At 33.2% G+C, this 17,041-nt stretch carries 15 protein-coding genes and 1 riboswitch; of the genes, 1 reads left to right on the top strand and 14 read right to left on the bottom strand.

What is annotated here, in order from left to right:
• Nucleotides 1-60: 60 nt before the first annotated feature.
• The 5 genes from BR44_RS01580 to BR44_RS01560 form a co-directional block, all read right to left on the bottom strand.
• Entirely contained in the window at nt 61-1,020 is a 960-nt protein-coding gene (locus BR44_RS01580; protein WP_034550016.1) for an IS30 family transposase, read from the bottom strand.
• Nucleotides 1,021-1,294: 274 nt separating this feature from the next.
• The gene (locus tag BR44_RS01575) at nt 1,295-2,512 is read right to left on the bottom strand and encodes a CCA tRNA nucleotidyltransferase (protein WP_034550014.1); all 1,218 of its coding nucleotides are present in this window, start codon (nt 2,510-2,512) and stop codon (nt 1,295-1,297) included.
• The gene (gene dapB / locus BR44_RS01570; protein ID WP_034550013.1) at nt 2,509-3,300 is read right to left on the bottom strand and encodes a 4-hydroxy-tetrahydrodipicolinate reductase; all 792 of its coding nucleotides are present in this window, start codon (nt 3,298-3,300) and stop codon (nt 2,509-2,511) included. Before dapB ends, BR44_RS01575 begins: the two co-directional genes overlap by 4 nt.
• 211 nt (nt 3,301-3,511) lie before the next feature.
• Entirely contained in the window at nt 3,512-4,087 is a 576-nt protein-coding gene (locus tag BR44_RS01565; RefSeq protein ID WP_034550011.1) for a ReoY family proteolytic degradation factor, read from the bottom strand.
• Between the two features lie 47 nt (nt 4,088-4,134).
• A complete protein-coding gene (locus BR44_RS01560; protein WP_034550009.1) occupies nt 4,135-5,400 on the bottom strand; it encodes a tetratricopeptide repeat protein in 1,266 nt (421 codons plus the stop codon).
• A 547-nt stretch (nt 5,401-5,947) separates the two neighbouring features.
• On the opposite strand from BR44_RS01560, the gene BR44_RS01555 reads away from it, so the two are divergent.
• A complete protein-coding gene (locus tag BR44_RS01555; protein WP_034550007.1) occupies nt 5,948-6,259 on the top strand; it encodes a hypothetical protein in 312 nt (103 codons plus the stop codon).
• Nucleotides 6,260-6,653: 394 nt separating this feature from the next.
• Here the strand turns inward: BR44_RS01555 and BR44_RS01550 are convergent, their stop codons facing one another.
• The 9 genes from BR44_RS01550 to BR44_RS01510 all read right to left on the bottom strand — a co-directional run bounded on the left by BR44_RS01550 (nt 6,654) and on the right by BR44_RS01510 (nt 17,037).
• Nucleotides 6,654-6,929 carry an HU family DNA-binding protein gene (locus BR44_RS01550; RefSeq protein WP_034550006.1) on the bottom strand — a complete coding sequence of 92 codons (276 nt, stop codon included), beginning with the start codon at nt 6,927-6,929 and terminating at the stop codon, nt 6,654-6,656.
• Between the two features lie 291 nt (nt 6,930-7,220).
• Nucleotides 7,221-8,534, bottom strand: a complete 1,314-nt coding sequence (gene der, locus BR44_RS01545) for a ribosome biogenesis GTPase Der (protein WP_034550005.1) — start codon at nt 8,532-8,534, stop codon at nt 7,221-7,223.
• 197 nt (nt 8,535-8,731) lie between these two features.
• Nucleotides 8,732-9,961 (bottom strand): 30S ribosomal protein S1, encoded by a 1,230-nt coding sequence (gene rpsA, locus BR44_RS01540; RefSeq protein WP_034550002.1) that lies wholly within the window; start codon nt 9,959-9,961, stop codon nt 8,732-8,734.
• 237 nt (nt 9,962-10,198) lie between these two features.
• Nucleotides 10,199-10,879 carry a (d)CMP kinase gene (gene cmk / locus BR44_RS01535; RefSeq protein ID WP_034550000.1) on the bottom strand — a complete coding sequence of 227 codons (681 nt, stop codon included), beginning with the start codon at nt 10,877-10,879 and terminating at the stop codon, nt 10,199-10,201.
• 72 nt (nt 10,880-10,951) lie between these two features.
• Nucleotides 10,952-11,590 (bottom strand): LysM peptidoglycan-binding domain-containing protein, encoded by a 639-nt coding sequence (locus BR44_RS01530; protein WP_034549999.1) that lies wholly within the window; start codon nt 11,588-11,590, stop codon nt 10,952-10,954.
• Nucleotides 11,591-11,648: 58 nt separating this feature from the next.
• Nucleotides 11,649-13,097: a RecQ family ATP-dependent DNA helicase gene (locus tag BR44_RS01525; RefSeq protein WP_245592904.1), complete on the bottom strand. Its 1,449-nt coding sequence runs from the start codon at nt 13,095-13,097 to the stop codon at nt 11,649-11,651.
• A complete protein-coding gene (locus tag BR44_RS01520) occupies nt 13,090-14,157 on the bottom strand; it encodes a YpbB family protein (RefSeq protein WP_034549987.1) in 1,068 nt (355 codons plus the stop codon). The genes BR44_RS01525 and BR44_RS01520 overlap by 8 nt, the downstream gene beginning before the upstream one ends.
• 123 nt (nt 14,158-14,280) lie before the next feature.
• Nucleotides 14,281-14,886 (bottom strand): ECF transporter S component, encoded by a 606-nt coding sequence (locus BR44_RS01515; RefSeq protein WP_034549984.1) that lies wholly within the window; start codon nt 14,884-14,886, stop codon nt 14,281-14,283.
• A 137-nt stretch (nt 14,887-15,023) separates the two neighbouring features.
• Nucleotides 15,024-15,146: riboswitch (FMN riboswitch) on the bottom strand.
• A 70-nt stretch (nt 15,147-15,216) separates the two neighbouring features.
• Entirely contained in the window at nt 15,217-17,037 is a 1,821-nt protein-coding gene (locus tag BR44_RS01510; RefSeq protein ID WP_034549983.1) for a sensor histidine kinase, read from the bottom strand.
• Nucleotides 17,038-17,041: the final 4 nt, after the last annotated feature.

Genomic DNA, 17,041 nt, shown 5'->3' with positions numbered 1-17,041 from the left:
ACGAAAATTAAATTCTTCTTCTTTTTCTTCTTTATTTACGTTTATTTAAATTCTGATTTGTCAAATTAAGCTATACAAAATATCTTCATCCATGTAACTCATAAAAACTTCCAGCGGTGTTTGGTAATTTAATGACTTTCTTGGAATTATATTCCGTTTGTGTGCAACAGACGATACGAAAGCCTGATCAACTTCGTTGAAATCCATTTCTTTTGGCAATCCATCTTTTCGAAGAAGCCCATTAGAATTCTCGTTTAAAGCTCGTTGTGAAGGCGTTCTAGGGTCAGCGAAGTAGATAGCGACATCATGCTGGTTGCACAAAGATTTCCAGTTGGAGAACTCCTTACCGCAATCAAAAGTAATTGATTTGAATAATTTTTTTGGTATGGATTGGAACCATTGATTCATAGCACTCTCAATGTCGCAGGCTTTACGCCCTTTGGGCTTTAAGGTAATGATAGCTTTCGATAAAATCTCTACTAGAGTAATGACCGCACTTTTGTGGCGGACACCTACAATGGTATCTCCTTCGATATGACCAAATTCTTCTTTAAATGTTGGATAATCTATTATTCTTTCAGAGATATTTCGTTTATAAGCTTGTCTACCTCTACGTTCTTGATGTCCGTTAGGCTTTCTTTTCCCTTTCATTGGAAGGGTAGCTTCATCGAATGTTTTTTCTTTAAATTGTCTATAAAGTGTTCGTACGGAACAGTCTATTGTCATTTCTTTACGGCCAATAATGACATCAGGCGTCCAGCCTTCAGCTACTTTTTCCTTGATATAAAGATGTTGTTCTTCTGGTAAAACAACTTTTTCGCGTCCACACTGCTTCTTGTTTTTCTTATACCGTAGGTAATACTCGAAAGCTGTATGTCCTGCTCTGAAGAACCTGATAACATTATTAATCGGTGTTCGAGTACGATTCAAGTAAGCAGCTATTTTAGCAACTGGAATACCTTGATGGTAATAAGCTTCTATCATCACTAGTTCATCCATGGTAATATGGGTATAGGTCATTTGTGATCACTCCTTGTTTTCTATGGTTGGAAATACAATTAGAGTGTATCACGAATGGCTTTTTTATTTGTATAGCTTAATCTTACAATCCACGAATTCTAAAAACTTTCCCCTATTAAAGAATTTTTCAATCTAATTGCAATGACTAATGAAATAAAAAGAGTCTCTACTTAGAGTTGATTGGTTTCAACTCTAAGTAGAGGCTCTTAATAATTTTTTACTTAATTTTCAGATTATTGCAATCACAAAATTAACAGGTTATTTTTTATGCTTCTTATATGTTTACTTTGTCCGTTGTTGATAACCAACTTAAAATAGCTTCTTTTTCATTATTTATTTCGCCTAGTACAATTGCTACTTCTATTTTATCTAAAGCTTCACCTAGCCACTTACCCGGCTTTGCATCAAAATAAGCTAATAAATCAAAACCGGTAACCGCTATTTCTTTTTTATCTTTTATTGGCAACTGGTTGTTTAGCTTTTGAAGTCTGCTTAAATCCGCAGTTTTGTTTAAAAACGTTAACAGTTCTTCTACTTCTCGGATAATTTCATAACCAGATTGGTACAATAAAAGATCATCTAATGGCTGTTTTGTTCTTATAGTCAAGGCCTTTAAAGCTATCTTAACCTGCTGTATCATTCTCTTCGAACATTTCCACGATCTCAAGAACAGATTAACTTCATCTTCCTTTTTCCCCAAAGCAAATAATAGTAACGTCCAAGCAGATAATGAAGACATTAATTTGTGATTTTGGCTGTTTCTTAAAGTAGAGAAACAAACTAATTCTTTTTGGTAACCTGCTAATCCAGGGCAATAAAGATATAATTCTGATTCAACAAATAAATTCAACCCTTTTTGACGTCCTTCGCCAAGTAATAGTTTTATAAATTCTACTTGAATTCTTTCAACCGCTATCTTCTCTAGTAAAGCATGATGAATATGAATAGCCTTTTTTGTTTCAGAATCCATTATAAAATTTAATTGACTAACAAAACGCACACCTCTCATCATACGAAGCGCATCTTCGAAAAAACGTTCTTCAGGAGAACCAACGGCTTTTATTAATCCATTTTTTAAATCGTTGACCCCATCAAAAAAATCAATGACTTCACCATCTTGAGTCATCGCAAGCGCATTGACCGTAAAATCGCGACGCTTTAAATCTTCATTTAGTGAGCGAACAAAAACAACTTGATCAGGTCTTCTAAAATCTTGATAAGTAGATTCTGTTCGAAAGGTTGTTACTTCATAGGTCTCATCATTTTTCAAAACCATCACTGTTCCGTGTTCAATTCCCACATCGATGGTTTTAGGGAAAATAGCTTTAACTTCTGCCGGGAACGCGCTAGTAGCTATATCAACATCATTGATTTCTTTATTTAATAAAGCATCACGAACACAGCCACCCACAAAATAGGCCTCATAACCGGCTTTTTTTATGTCTTCAATAATAGGTAACGCCTTACTAAACAAAGGACTTTCATTTATCATAAAATATTTTCCAATCCATAAACAACTTTTTTCAACTCCATCACTTTATTGCAGCCTAAAGCTACTCCTGTCATAAAGGAAGAACGATCGTATGAATCATGTCGTATGGTAAGTCCCTCGCCCACACTACCAAATTGTACTTGTTGGTGTGCTACTAATCCAGGAAGACGGACACTATGAATTTTCATGCCTTTATAATCAGCTCCACGAGCCCCCACTAAACTTTCTTTTTCATCCGGGTGTCCTTGACTGTGTTCGCCTCTTTCTTTAAAAATCATTTCAGCTGTTTTAATGGCTGTTCCGCTTGGTGCATCTAATTTATTATCATGGTGCAGTTCAATTATTTCTATATCCGGGAAATATTGTGCCGCCTTAGCTGAAAATTGCATCATCAATACCGCTCCAACAGCAAAATTAGGAGCAATCAATCCGCCAGTTTTGTTAGAAATCGATAATTCTGTTAATTCTTTAACGTCACTCTCAGAAAAACCAGTCGTTCCTACTACCGGCCGAATGCCATTTTCCAATGCAAATCGGGTATTTTCATACGCTACATCAGGAATCGTGAAGTCAATCCAAACATCTGCATCAACTGTTTTGACCATCGATTCTTTGTCATTAAAAATCGGCACATCAGCAAAAGAGAACGCTGGAATTTCATTTAGCTTTTTTTGTTCTACTATCGGATCCAAGACACCTACTAAAGTAAAATTTTCATTTTCTAAAACCATTTTTGTTGCCGTTGAGCCCATCTTCCCTTTAAATCCTGCCACTACTATTTTAATCATTTTTTTCATCCTTTCATCAGACTATTTAAATTAACAATTTTCTTGGTTTTTCTACTTTTATCAATTTACTTTTTGTTATTTTGTTATTTTAAAGTAAAAATACCCTCACTAATTCTAATTTGATTCTTTTTAATAGTACCAAAAAAGGGATAAGATGCAAGAGTTGAAGTTTATTTTAATACGCTCTGAATATCAAAAAAAACCAACCATTTTAATGATTTGGTTTTTTTTCATGCGTGGCTATATTTTTTTTGATTTCTTTCAGATTATTAGACAACCGAATGAAACTTTCTCGATCATCATTTTCTAAAGCAGTATCTATTCGATCCATCATCAGTTGGATTTTCTTATTTAGTGATAGTGTGGCCAAAGCTTTTTCCACTTCTTTATTTAGTTCTGTATCAATGTAGTCATTCCACTTATGGAATGGGTTATCTTCTAAAACACCGAGATATTGGTGTGCTTTCCAAGATTCTTCAAAAATTAATTCCAGGTAAATATTTTCATGCCAGTTTAATCTGACTTCATGAAACGCTTGTTCAGGATCTTCGAATAAGACACCCTCTTTATAAAATAAAAACGGCTTGCTATCTGTTTCGATAGTCGACATCATCATTCCTCTAGGTGTGGTTTCAACATGCTCAACAAAGTGAACTTTACCTAAAACAATATCATGATTTAACAAATAGTTTAATATCCACATCGATTCTCTTCTTTTCAGTTGATGTCGATCTAGAAACCATCCAAGAAATTCTTTTTTTGCTTCTAAAGATACTTTGATGTTCATTTTAAGACCTCCTTATTCGAATTTCACTATCATTATAACCTAATACACTAATAGTTTGTATTAATAGCTTCCGAAAGCTCCAACATTTCTCCATCAGATGGTTCTAATAACAAATATTCAGATAATACTGTTTTGATAATGAGTCTTTCCCCAGATTCTCTTAAGAAGTAAATATAGTCTTTCAAAAATTCTTTATTTTGGTTTAATAAAGAATAGGCTTGTTGAAAAGACTTATCTGCCTTTTCATAATTTTCTAATTTGTCATACGCTAAAGCAGCGTTCCAATAAAATTGAGGATCAACTTGCTCATGAGACAATGCTTCTTCGATAATCTTAATGGCATCTTCGAAGCGTTCTTGTTTCAATAATAAATTGATATAAGCTAATTGCAGCCCTTCGTTTTCAGGTGCTAATACCTGAGCTGCAAGATAATATTCTTCAGCTATTTCTTCATGTTCTGACTTAAGAGCAATTTCTGCACCTACAGAAAATAGTTCATAATTGTATTGGTCCATTTGCAGTCCTTCTCGTATAATTTCAGCTGCTTTTTCAAGGTGATTTTCTTCTTCTAGACCTCTTGCCAAATTGGGGTAAACAGAAGTATAACTTGGATCCAAGTCTTTTAATTTAAAAAACAACTCGTTTGCACGTTTAAACTCTTTTTGTTGAAAGTACGTTATCCCTAATTCAAATAAAGCATCTACTGTTTCATTTTCTTCCACACTCTGTTCAAAGTATAAACTTGCTTGTTCTAAGTCGCCTAGCGCACTATATGAAGCGCCACAACGAGAGGCTAAGTTTATACCGGAGAATTCATTATTGCCTTGAGTCATCAATTCTTCATAACCACGAATCGCTTGAGCGTATTTACCCATTGAAAAATAAAGTTCTGCTAAAGCAAAGTAAATAACGGGTTCGTCAGGTAGTAATTTTTTTGCTTTTAATAGTTTTTGTTCGCTTGCTTCAAATAGTCCTTGTACTTGATATAAATCAGCATGAACAAGTAACGCTTGTGGATAAGACTCACTCATTTCTGATACTTGTAGAAGCCATTCCATTGCCTCGTCTATATTATTGGATTCAATTTCGATTTCAGCTAAGCCAATTTTTAGTTCGTCATCTTCAGTATGCGTTTCTAACAATTGTTTATAAATTCTTTTTGTTTCTTCTAAAAAACCTAAATGATATAAATTATCGGCTAAATCATATAACTGTTCATCAGAATCAACCTGCAGAGCTTGTTTGAAAAATGTATTTGCCTCCTCAAGTTGATTGCTCTCAAGAGCTTCAATCATTTTATCTCCATTATGCATTTAACCCACCTCTTTCATATACAATTGCTAATTTTATGTACGTTAATTTTAACATATTTCAAGATTCATTTGGGGACAAATGTTTTAGGTTGCAGAAGTAAAAAAGACTCCATTAGAACAAAATTAAACGACTCTTGTATACACATCTTTTTCTACTAAACAATCTATTGTTTAATTAAAGGTACTCATCTCTCTATGGACATTTGCAAAAGCTTATACAATAAAATTAAAAAAAATAGAGTGTTTTTGTCGAAATCCAAAGGCACATATACCTAGATTAATTGATATTTCTATAGAGATATCTGTTATAACTATTTTCAATATGCTATCATTTGCACATCGTATCTTACATAAAGTTTCACCGTCAGTATTCTTTCATTTAGCTTCTCCTTCATTTATTTTAAAAATTAGACCATAAAGTTATTATTTCATGGTAAAGTTACTGATACAGGAAGTTAGGCTGAACATTTTCCGAATTGAACGAAACAATATATTTGATTTATCAAAGTTACTTCTAGTAATAATATCTTTTAGGTGGTGAAAATTAATGAACTTTAAAGAATTTGTAGCATACATGGAACAGAATTTAAGCGCTAAAGATGCGTTCTACCAAAAAGCTTTGGACGACCAAGTGGCTCGAAATGTCAGAAGAGCACCTGCTAAAAAATGGAATGAAGCAAAAATGGATCGAGCCGTTGATAAATTATGGTTAGAATTAATGAAAAATGTCTACGATAAATTTAAATGGGTGGTTAAAGAAAATTCATCTGATCCTCGAAAATCTTGGATTGAGTATATAGAAAAAACCGAATCATTAGAAAGTCTAGATGAGATGCTAGTTGAATTAGAATTTGAGTAAAGAGAAAAAATTTTTTTAAAATAAACCTTCCTTTTCTGTCTCTCGAATGATAACTCCTGAGATAATGATTCGATTATTTCGTCATTTAAGCTTGTAAGATGTCATTTTAGCCTTTCCGACAAAAATTTAACCCCTATAGCCCTTAGATGTTCGTAGGTCTCTTTATTATCCCTACTAGGTGTATCTGTAAAAGCACTTATCAATTGCTTTGAACAAATACCATGCTAAATTGACGAATAGTGTCTCTCTCTCGCTACAATCTTTAAACATTTTACCCTATTCAAAAAACTTTAAGCTAGCGGATGGTAAATTCCTGCTAGTTTTTTGATAGTTATAAAGAAAAAAATTAAAAAAAGTAAAGACCCTTGATTTCTCAAGGGTCTTTAAGTACTACTTATTTTACTGCGTCTTTAAGTGCTTTACCTGGTTTGAATGCTGGAACTTTGCTTGCAGCAATTTGGATTTCTTCCCCTGTTTGAGGGTTACGTCCTTTGCGTGCAGCACGATCGCGAACTTCGAAGTTACCAAAACCAATGATTTGAACTTTTTCACCTTTGCTCAAAGTTGTTTGGATTGTTTCAAAGACAGCATCTACTGCTGCAGTTGCATCTTTTTTAGTCAAACCTGTAGAAGTTGCTACGTTTTCGATTAACTCTGCTTTATTAGCCATGTATATTTCACCTCCCCGAAAAGAAGAATAAATGCTTTTTTTACGAAGCAAATAAAAATCATAATATCATTTTTGAGTGGTCCAAAAATGAAGCTGTACGAAATGCTTTTTTAAACCTTGCAAATTACATTTCATCTAAAAAGATATCATATAAATGCTGTTACTGCAATGATTTTAATCGATTTTGCGATATTTATTCAGCTTTTACATGTAAAAAATAGTATTGTTTGTAACACTCTGATAAATATGTTAAAATACGACTTTTTTTCTTTCAAACCATCATTTTAAGCATTATTTTCTTTGACGTGTAAGGATTCGTATTGGAGTTCCTTCAAAAACAAATGTATCTCGTATCCGATTTTCTAAGAAACGGGAATATGAAAAATGCATCATCTCAGGATCATTTACAAATACGACAAATGTTGGTGGTTTTATGGCCACTTGAGTAGCATAAAAGATTCTCAATCTTTTCCCTTTATCAGTAGGAGTAGGATTCATTGCTACAGCATCCAAAATCACGTCGTTTAAGACAGATGACTGAATACGTAAACGTTGATTCTCGCTAACTCGTTTAATTAACTCAGGTAATTTATTCAAGCGTTGTTTCGTTATGGCTGAAACAAAAACAATTGGAGCATAACTCAAATAGGCAAACCCACTACGGATATCTTTTTCAAAATCTTTAACACTATTATTATCTTTATCAAGAGTGTCCCATTTATTTACAACAATGATAACTCCTTTACCTGCTTCATGTGCATAGCCGGCAACTTTTTTATCTTGTTCTCTTATGCCTTCTTCAGCATTTAAGATAACTAAAACAACATCCGAACGTTCTATCGCTCTAAGAGCTCTCATTACGCTGTATTTTTCAGTTGTTTCATATACTTTACCGCGTTTTCTCATACCCGCTGTATCAATCATTACAAATTCCGTTCCTTCACCATCTGTAAACTCTGTGTCAATTGCATCACGAGTTGTACCCGCTACACTTGATACGATGACACGTTCTTCACCGAGCATAGCGTTAACAATAGAAGATTTACCAACATTTGGTCGTCCGATAAGACTGAATTTTATTACTGAATCATCGTACTCTTCTTCTGTTTCTTCAGGGAAGTGGCTGATTGCTGCATCAAGTAAGTCACCAAGACCTAACCCGTGACTTCCTGAAATAGGATAGGGATCACCCAGTCCAAGAGTATAAAAGTCAAATATTTCCGCGCGCATTTCTGGATTATCTACTTTATTTACTGCTAACAACACTGGTTTATTTGTGCGATACAAAATCTTCGCTACATTTTCATCTGCATCCGTTACACTATCTCTACTATTCGTAATAAAGATAATAACATCTGCTTCTTCCATTGCAATTTCTGCCTGATATTTTATTTGATCGAGAAATGGTTCATCTCCTAAGTCAATTCCACCTGTATCAATCAGATTAAATTCTTTCCCTAACCATTCAGCTTGAGAATAAATACGGTCTCTTGTTACTCCTGAAATATCTTCTACGATTGAAATGCGTTCGCCTACGATTCGGTTAAAAATTGTTGATTTCCCTACATTTGGACGACCAACGATGGCGATAACTGGTTTAGCCATTGATTTAGCCCCCTTCTAATTAATTTCTTATTCATCTAGTTAGTTTATAGAACAAAGCTTGAATTTGCAAGCTTTTGCTTAATGAAACCGCTTATTATAGAAAACTTCATCTTTTTATTCTTATTTTACATTTTAGACAAACAAAGACATGTGGCTAAAGAATATGCCACATGTCTTTGTTTTGTGTTTAAAATAGATTATTTTTCGTTTGTGTCTTCTTCATCAGAAGTAATATCGGAAAGTTGATCTCCAAGAATATCACCAATGGTAAAGCCTGAATCTGTTTCTGGTATGTCATATTTTTCTTCTTCATGTTTTGCTTCTTGTTTTGGTTTATCTTCTAATGCTTTAATACTCAATGATAAGCGTTGATCTTCAGTGTTTAAATCTAACACTTTTACTTTAATTTCTTGACCTTCGCTTAAAACTTCGTGAGGTGTAGCAATATGGTTATGGGAAATTTGAGAAATATGAACGAGCCCTTCTACTCCAGGGTATACTTCAACAAATGCCCCAAAACTTGTTAATCTCTTAACCGTACCATCTAAAACAGCTTCTACTGCGGCACGCTCTTCAATATTGTCCCAAGGTCCAGGTAGCGTATCTTTGATAGATAATGAGACGCGTCCAGCTTCTTCATCAACAGAGAGGATTTTTACGTCAACTTCTTGTCCTACTGATAATATATCAGCTGGATTCTTGACATGTTCATAGGAAATTTGAGAAATATGAACTAATCCATCAACTCCACCTAAATCAATAAAAGCACCGAAATTCGTTAAACGAGCAACTTTTCCTTTTACAATTTCGTTTTCTTTTAATTCTTGCATAACTTTCTTTTTAGTTAAGTCACTTTCAGCCTGTAGAACGGCTTTATGTGAAAGAATCAAACGATTTTCGCTAGGTTCTATTTCCATAATTTTAAAAGCTAATGTTTTTCCTTTATAACTTGAAAAATCATCTACAAATTGAATATCTACCATTGATGCTGGTACAAATCCTCGAACTCCTACATCTACAACTAATCCACCTTTAACAACTTCTTTAACTGGCGCTTCAATAATGGTTCCTTCATCAAAATCTTTTTGGATTTTTTCCCATACTTGTTTAGCATCGATACGACGTTTAGATAATAAAAAACTACCATTATCTTTTTCTTTTATTTCTTTGATTACAACTAAATCGACAATATCGCCTACGTTTACAATTTCTGTAACATCTTCAAAAGGTACGGCAGATAACTCATTATTAGGAATTACCCCCTCAACACCTCCGCCAAGAATACCGACAATTGCTTGTTTGTTATCTTGAATTTTTAAAATTTCTCCTTGAACAGTATCACCAATGTGAATTTCTTGCACACTATCTAAAGCTTCCAACATTGATTCTTGTTCTGATCCTTCGTTTTTGTCCTTTTGATCTGTCATGTTTTTGTCCTCCTAATTTAGCCAAATAAATCTTTCTTATTCTATTTTAACCAATATTATAAAAAAATGCTACAAAAAGGCCTACGAAAACAGCTTTACTCGTTTATTTCTTAATTTTTTATTTAAAATAAACCAAATTTTGTGTTTATTGTCCGAAATTCTTTTATCTATAAAGAAAATGGCCTATTTTTTATAGATAGGATATCACTCAACTGGTAATAAATAGGCTACTACTCGTTAACCCAGAATAGATTTTGAAGCGACAACTTCTTTTATCTTGCTAACAACTTGTTGGATATCTAAACGAGTTGTGTCTAATAATACAGCATCTTCTGCTCTAGTTAAAGGAGAAGATTCTCTATGTGAATCTTTGTAATCGCGATCTGAAATTTCCTTCTTTAGTATTTCTAAAGAAGTGTCAATCCCATTCAACCTATTTTCTTTATACCGTCTTTCAGCTCGTTCTTCCACACTAGCTATCAGAAAAATTTTCACTTCTGCATTTGGTAAGACCGTTGTGCCAATATCTCGCCCATCCATAACGACTCCGCCTTCATCAGCGATTTTTTGTTGTCTTATTACTAATTCTTTTCTAACTTTACCGTGTGCCGCAACAACAGAAACTGAATTAGTTACATCTGGTTGACGAATAGCTTCTGTTACTTCTTCTTGGTTTACATAGACCCTTTGGCTTTTTTCAGAAGGTTCGAAAGAAATCTCACTATTTTTTAATAGATAAATTAAATCCTCTTCATTTTCTAAATCGATTTCTTGTTGCAACGCTTCGTATGTTAACGCTCGATACATCGCTCCAGTGTCACAATAAATATAGCCTAACTCATTCGCTAATATTTTAGCAACCGTACTTTTCCCAGCAGAAGCTGGTCCATCAATAGCAATCATCATTTTATTAGTCATTTTAAAAGACCTTCTTTCTGTTTTCAAAATAAAAACCGTCCTAAGACGGCTTTTATTTATTCAAACATGTAATTATTTTACTTTCAATACTGTCCCGGCAGCGACATCGTTACCAGATATACCATTTATTGTTTTCAATTCGTCTGTTGTCATTCCATGGTTCAAGGCAATCCGATAAAGGTTATCTCCTGCAACTACTGTATACGTATTACCGGTTTCTTCTAAAGCTGGTTTTTCGATTTCAGTTTCTGAAACTACTGCTGTCTCTGGTGCTTCTTCTTCTTTTGGAACGGATTGTTCTGGTACCTCTTCAATTACTTCATCTTCAACTTTGGATTCTGATTTAGCTGGAATCTCTAGAGTACTAGTTTCTTCTGATACGGATACTGAAGTTTTTTCAGAAGAAGAATCTTGTTTTTCAGAACTAGATTCTTTACTGCTACTATTTTGCGTAATGGTTATTTTATCGCTATCTGGTTTAAACTCTTCCGCATCACTGCGCTCGTTCATAAACCAAAGATAGGTAGCTGTTGGCAATATAATCAACAGTGCTAAAAAAATAAAAAGAGACGTTAATATTGGAGAAATTCCTCCTTCAGCTTTTTTTCGAGCAGCTCTTGAATATTTATTGTTTTCATTATCATCGTTAGTTTCAAATTTGCGTGACCAGATTTCTTTATCTTGATTCTTTTTAGAATTTTTTTTAGCCATAAAGTACTCCTCCTAAAGATATTCGCTTTTATTGTAACATAATTTAATTAAACTTGTCTTACTTATTCTCTAACAAAAACAGTTTTGTTATTTTTTCTTTCCAATTTTTTGATTCATAAAAATGAGTTGACGTGTCTTTCTCTTGTATACTGTCATAAAAATCATCATTAAAGCCACAACTTGAACAACAATGAATTGGTTTTTCAGTTAATTTTTCATTAAAATAGTGTAAAAGATACTTTCTTTTACAATCTGTTGTTTGACTATATTGCATCATATAATCTAATTGTCGATCTTTTTGGAGTACTCTTCCAAGTATCTGAGATTTAGCTTGCTCTATCGTCGTACCTGAAGAAAGATAATTTTCAATCATTTGTTGTTGAGTCTCACTAGAACTTCCTTCAAATACTTTTCCATGACGATAGGCATACTCTAACATAGCTGTATTTGGTAAACTCTGTTCTTGTAACCGTTTTTGAAGAAATTGATCGCCTGCTTGATAAAGTAATATTGCTATACTTTCTTGCCCGTCTCGCCCACATCTTCCAATTTCTTGTAAATAAGATTCAACATTAGCTGGCATATGATAATGAATAACAAACCGAATATTTTCTTTATTGATTCCCATCCCAAAAGCACTGGTCGCACAAATAATGTCTATTTCATTTTGTATAAACTGTTGTTGTATTTTGATTTTATCTTCATTGATAATATCAGAATGGTAGCTTTCAACAGTGTATCCTGTTTCTTCTTTTAACCACAAAGCAATCCTATCCGCTTTTTTCTTACTAGAAAAATAAATGATACCTGGTTTGGATAAACTTTTTATTTCTTTTAACAATCGCTCATCTTTATCCTGATGACAGTTTATTGTCTTTAAGGCAATATTTGGACGGTCAACCGAATAAAGAATTTGTGCTGTGTTATTTTGCTCTAAACATAGCGACGTTAAAATTTCTTCGCGAACCCTTTCAGTAGCTGTCGCTGTTAAAGCCATCGTTAATGGATAGCCTAATTCTTTTCGAACCGTTCCTAACCCTAGGTACTCCAAGCGAAAATCCATCCCCCATTGCGAAATACAGTGAGCTTCGTCAATGGTCATCATGCTAATTTCCATCGTTTTAAGTTTGGCTAATACATAATTTTGCTGCAACATTTCTGGTGATAAGAATATAAATTTATATTCATTTAAACGAGATAATACCCATCTTCTTTCTTCACTGCTCATCAAACTATTTATTGCTGTAACTCTTTTTTCTCCCAGTAATTTCATTTGATCGACTTGATCTTGCATCAATGATAACAAGGGCGAGACAATAATAACGATACCCTCTAAGCTGTAACCCGTTATTTGGTAACAAACGGACTTACCCGTACCTGTTGGCAACATAACAAGCGTATCTTTTCCAGCTAAGGCTGCTAAAATAGCTTCTTCTTGTCCCTTACGAAAATGAGTATAGCCGAACTGTTTGAGAAGAATACTTTTAATTTTTTCTTGATTAGTCACTATCCCGATTCCTTTCTATTTGAGCTAGACGGTACCATAAAAATAGAGCTTCCGGCTTTATTCTGATTATTTCTTGATACGTAATAGTCGGCATTTCTTTCAAGAGTTGCTTAATTTCTTCAAGCTTGTCTATCGGTAAAACAGTAGAAAGATTAAATGAAGGATCCATAATACTTATCTCAATAACATGTTCATTAACCGTACTTGATTTAAGTTGACGAAGCTTTGCAATTTTTTCAAGCGAATAACCCTTTGATAGATACTGTCTAGTAATCGCTGTACTTTTTGTGGTTCCATCATAAGTGTGAAGCATTTCTTTGTAAATAGAAAAAAACAAAGGCATTTTTTCTTGATGTTGCTTCATTATTTTTCCAATCAAAGCTAGAGAATCTAACAATAGTAAATTGACTTCAACAGACTCTTTCTTATACTTTTCTGCTTGTTGTTTTTGAGTCTTACCAGTATTCTCATGACCAGATAGATTAACTGCTACTATTTCTGCATTTAATAAAGGTAGTTTATCCAAAATTAGAATCCACTCTTTTCCAAATTCTATAGCTAATTCTTGTTTATTTTCGCCATTTTTTTTGAGCCATTTTTTGAGCCAAATTTGTTTTTCCCATTCTTTTTCTATCGGTACATAATGTTTGTTTTTATACCTAATTTCAGAAAGAACCTGTGTAACTAATGTAAGCGTACGCCAAAAATGGATAAGAGCGAGTCCATTTTGTAGCTGATTTAACTGTTTAGGATAATAATGATCGACAAAATAATCGTAATAATTCTTTTCCCCGCTAGTTGATAAATAATAGTCTTCTTTTTCTTCTGATAATAAAAGATAGTTCAAATTAGTCATTTTTTTTATGCTATTATTAAATTCAACTCGATTTAATTTTGGAAATAAGGAGAAAAAATGAGTTAATTGGTATTTTTCAGCACTATAAAGAATAGAAGCTGTTTTTTTACCGGTAAGTATATGATAAATCGTAGAAGATTTTTTTGAGTGGGCTTGTGAAAATAAAGATAAATAAAAATAATCAAGATATGATAAACTTTCCACAACAGCACAACTCCTTCTTATTTTCCATTCGTGGTATAAGATTAATATACCAAAAAATAGATAGAAATTCTTTAAAAAATAAATAAAAAATGATTTCGTAAGATTCACGAAATCATTTTTTATTTATTTTTTTTCTGTTGTTGTATATTTGGAATAAGTTAGTTCAATAAGTTGATTTTGTATTATCCAAGGTTTCAACTTTTTATATAAAGCGATGAAAACTGTACTGACTACAATTCCTTTAATTAAATTAAAAGGAATGACGCCGTAAAAAATATATTTTTGTATGGGTCCGACACTGAAATTCAGTACTAAAAAATAAAGTGGAATGAGCACATAAGCATTTAACACGGATAGTATTGTGGTCAATGATACTGTACCTAAAACATTAGCCAATAGAACATTCTTAGCGCTTTCCGTCTTATTTCTCATAACGTAGTAAATAGGTAAAGAATAAGCTACAGTGGCTATTAAACTAGCTATATCCCCTATTGGATACCCTGCGTCTCCTCCTGTTTGCACATAGTGAAGAATCGTTCGAATTACAGCTACTGCTATTCCTGCTACCGGTCCATATAAAAACATACCTAGCAAGACAGGGATATCACTGAAATCAATTTTCAGAAAAGTAACTCCCGGTATAATTGGAAAAGCAAAAAACATTAGTACGAACGCAACCGCAGCAAGCATGGAAACCCCAACTAATTTTCTTGTATTATAATTTTGCATAAAAATCCTCCTAAAAGGATTCATCAGCTTGAGCATTCTTGAGCTTACTAAAAAAAACACCATAAAAAAATACGCTCGTCTAATTTCTCTTCAGAAAAATTAAACAGAGCATATGAACAGTATCATATTCAAATAAGCCCCATCTTCTTTATCCAGACTTTACTGTCGGTACTGGAATTAAACCAGTTCAACCAGAAATGCTATCTGGTTCGTGGACTATACCACCGGTCGGGAATTACACCCTGCCCCTGAAGACGAATCGTCTATTTTATTAGTACATCTAATGTACAAATTTAGTATAAGCTATTTCAGTTTTATTTGCAAGTTCTCTTACAATTCCTTAGCATCTTTTGCATTCTCTAAATACGGGAAGTGAATCCTAAAAGTAGTTCTTTCATTCAGCAAACTAGTGACTTCAATATATCCACCGTGCTCTTCGACAATGTTCTTGACTATTGACAATCCGATTCCGGTTCCAACACTATTAGATTTATTGCTTACACGAGATTTATCCGCTTTATAAAATCGATCAAAAATATAAGGAATATCTTCCTCTAAAATACCTGGACCGTTATCAACGACATCCATTTGAATTTCATCTATGATTTTATCTAGCTGAATTCGAATTTCTACCTTCGCATCTTCTCGATGGGTCGTTGAAGTATGATAAATAGCATTATGAATCAAATTGACAAACACTTGAGTCATTCTATCTGTATCCATCGGATAAGATTGAATATCTGGATCAATTTTCAATGATAATTGCACATTGCTTTTTTTAGCGATTCTTTTAAAGCGGGATAGAACATTTTTCAAAAAATCTTCTAACTTAACATCTTCAATAATCAAATCAATATAACCAGCTTCCATCCGAGACAAATCAAGCATCTCATTAACAAGACGATTCATTCGTTTTGTTTCATCACTAATGATGCCCGCCATTTCGTGTTTTTCCTCAGTAGTTTCAGCTATATCGTCAATAATAGCTTCACTATAACCTTGAATCATAACCAAAGGTGTTCGTAATTCATGAGAAATATTATTAATAAAATCAACTCTCATTTTATCCAAGCGTCTTTCTTTTGTCAAATCTTTCAACGAAACTAAAACACCACGTACATTTTTCATGTCTTCATCAAATAAAGGCACAAATGATAGTTGAAAATAAAAATCGTTTACCACTGTATCATGAACAACTTTTTCAGATTCTTTGATAACTTCATCAATTTTAGTTTCCAAAAATTCTGGCAATTGATATTCTTCGATATTTTGTGAAGTATACCAATTGCGCAAGAATTCTTCTCCTAAAGGATTAGACATCAAGAGTGTTTTGTCTTGATTGTAGTACAGTATTCCAGTTGAAATGGATGCAACGATGTTTTCTAATAATTCTTTTTCTTGTCTTGTCGCTGTTCCCGTTGTCTCTAAAGATTTCCTCATCTTGTTCATGGCTAAAGCTAATTGTGATAACTCATCTTTATAATTAACTGCAGCTTTTTGAGTGAAGTCATTCTTTGCATAATCAAAGGTAATATCTCTTAACTCATTTAAAGGTTTGCCTAGATATTTTTGTAAATAATAAAAAAATAGTACAGCTAATAGTCCATAAAAAGAAAATAGCGCTACGATCCATGTATCCATTTTTTGGTCCGTTTCATTTAAGAATGACAAGTCTACAACTGTGTAGAGAACAGCTTTTTTTCCATCTATTAACATATTTTTGATTTTAAAAATGAATAAGCTATTTTTATTATTAGTAAGAACCATCTCACTAATAATTTGTGTATCTTCTTTATTGATAAACGCTTTTTTTATTTCTGCATCAGTCAGCAACTCTTGTTTATAGGTGGAAAAAAAAGTTGTTGCCTCTTTAGAAAAATTAGAAACGGGTTCTCCTTCTATGTCAATAGACATAAATAAATGAGAATCATGCGCTTTCAATTCCCCAATATTTTCAATGGTCACATTTGGGTCATTTTCTAACTGTCTTTCAATGGATTGAATCATTTTCTCATAGTCCGAGATATATTTTATTTGTATATTTTTTTGATACAAATGGCCATAAAGTTCTGTCGTGGAGATAAAACAAAAACCGAGAATCAACATAGCAATCAACCAAATTCGAATAACAAGGCTGTTTGATTTATTCATATTT

Source organism: Carnobacterium funditum DSM 5970, assembly GCF_000744185.1.
GTDB lineage: Bacteria > Bacillota > Bacilli > Lactobacillales > Carnobacteriaceae > Carnobacterium_A > Carnobacterium_A funditum.
This window is presented reverse-complemented; position numbering and strand designations above follow the sequence as displayed.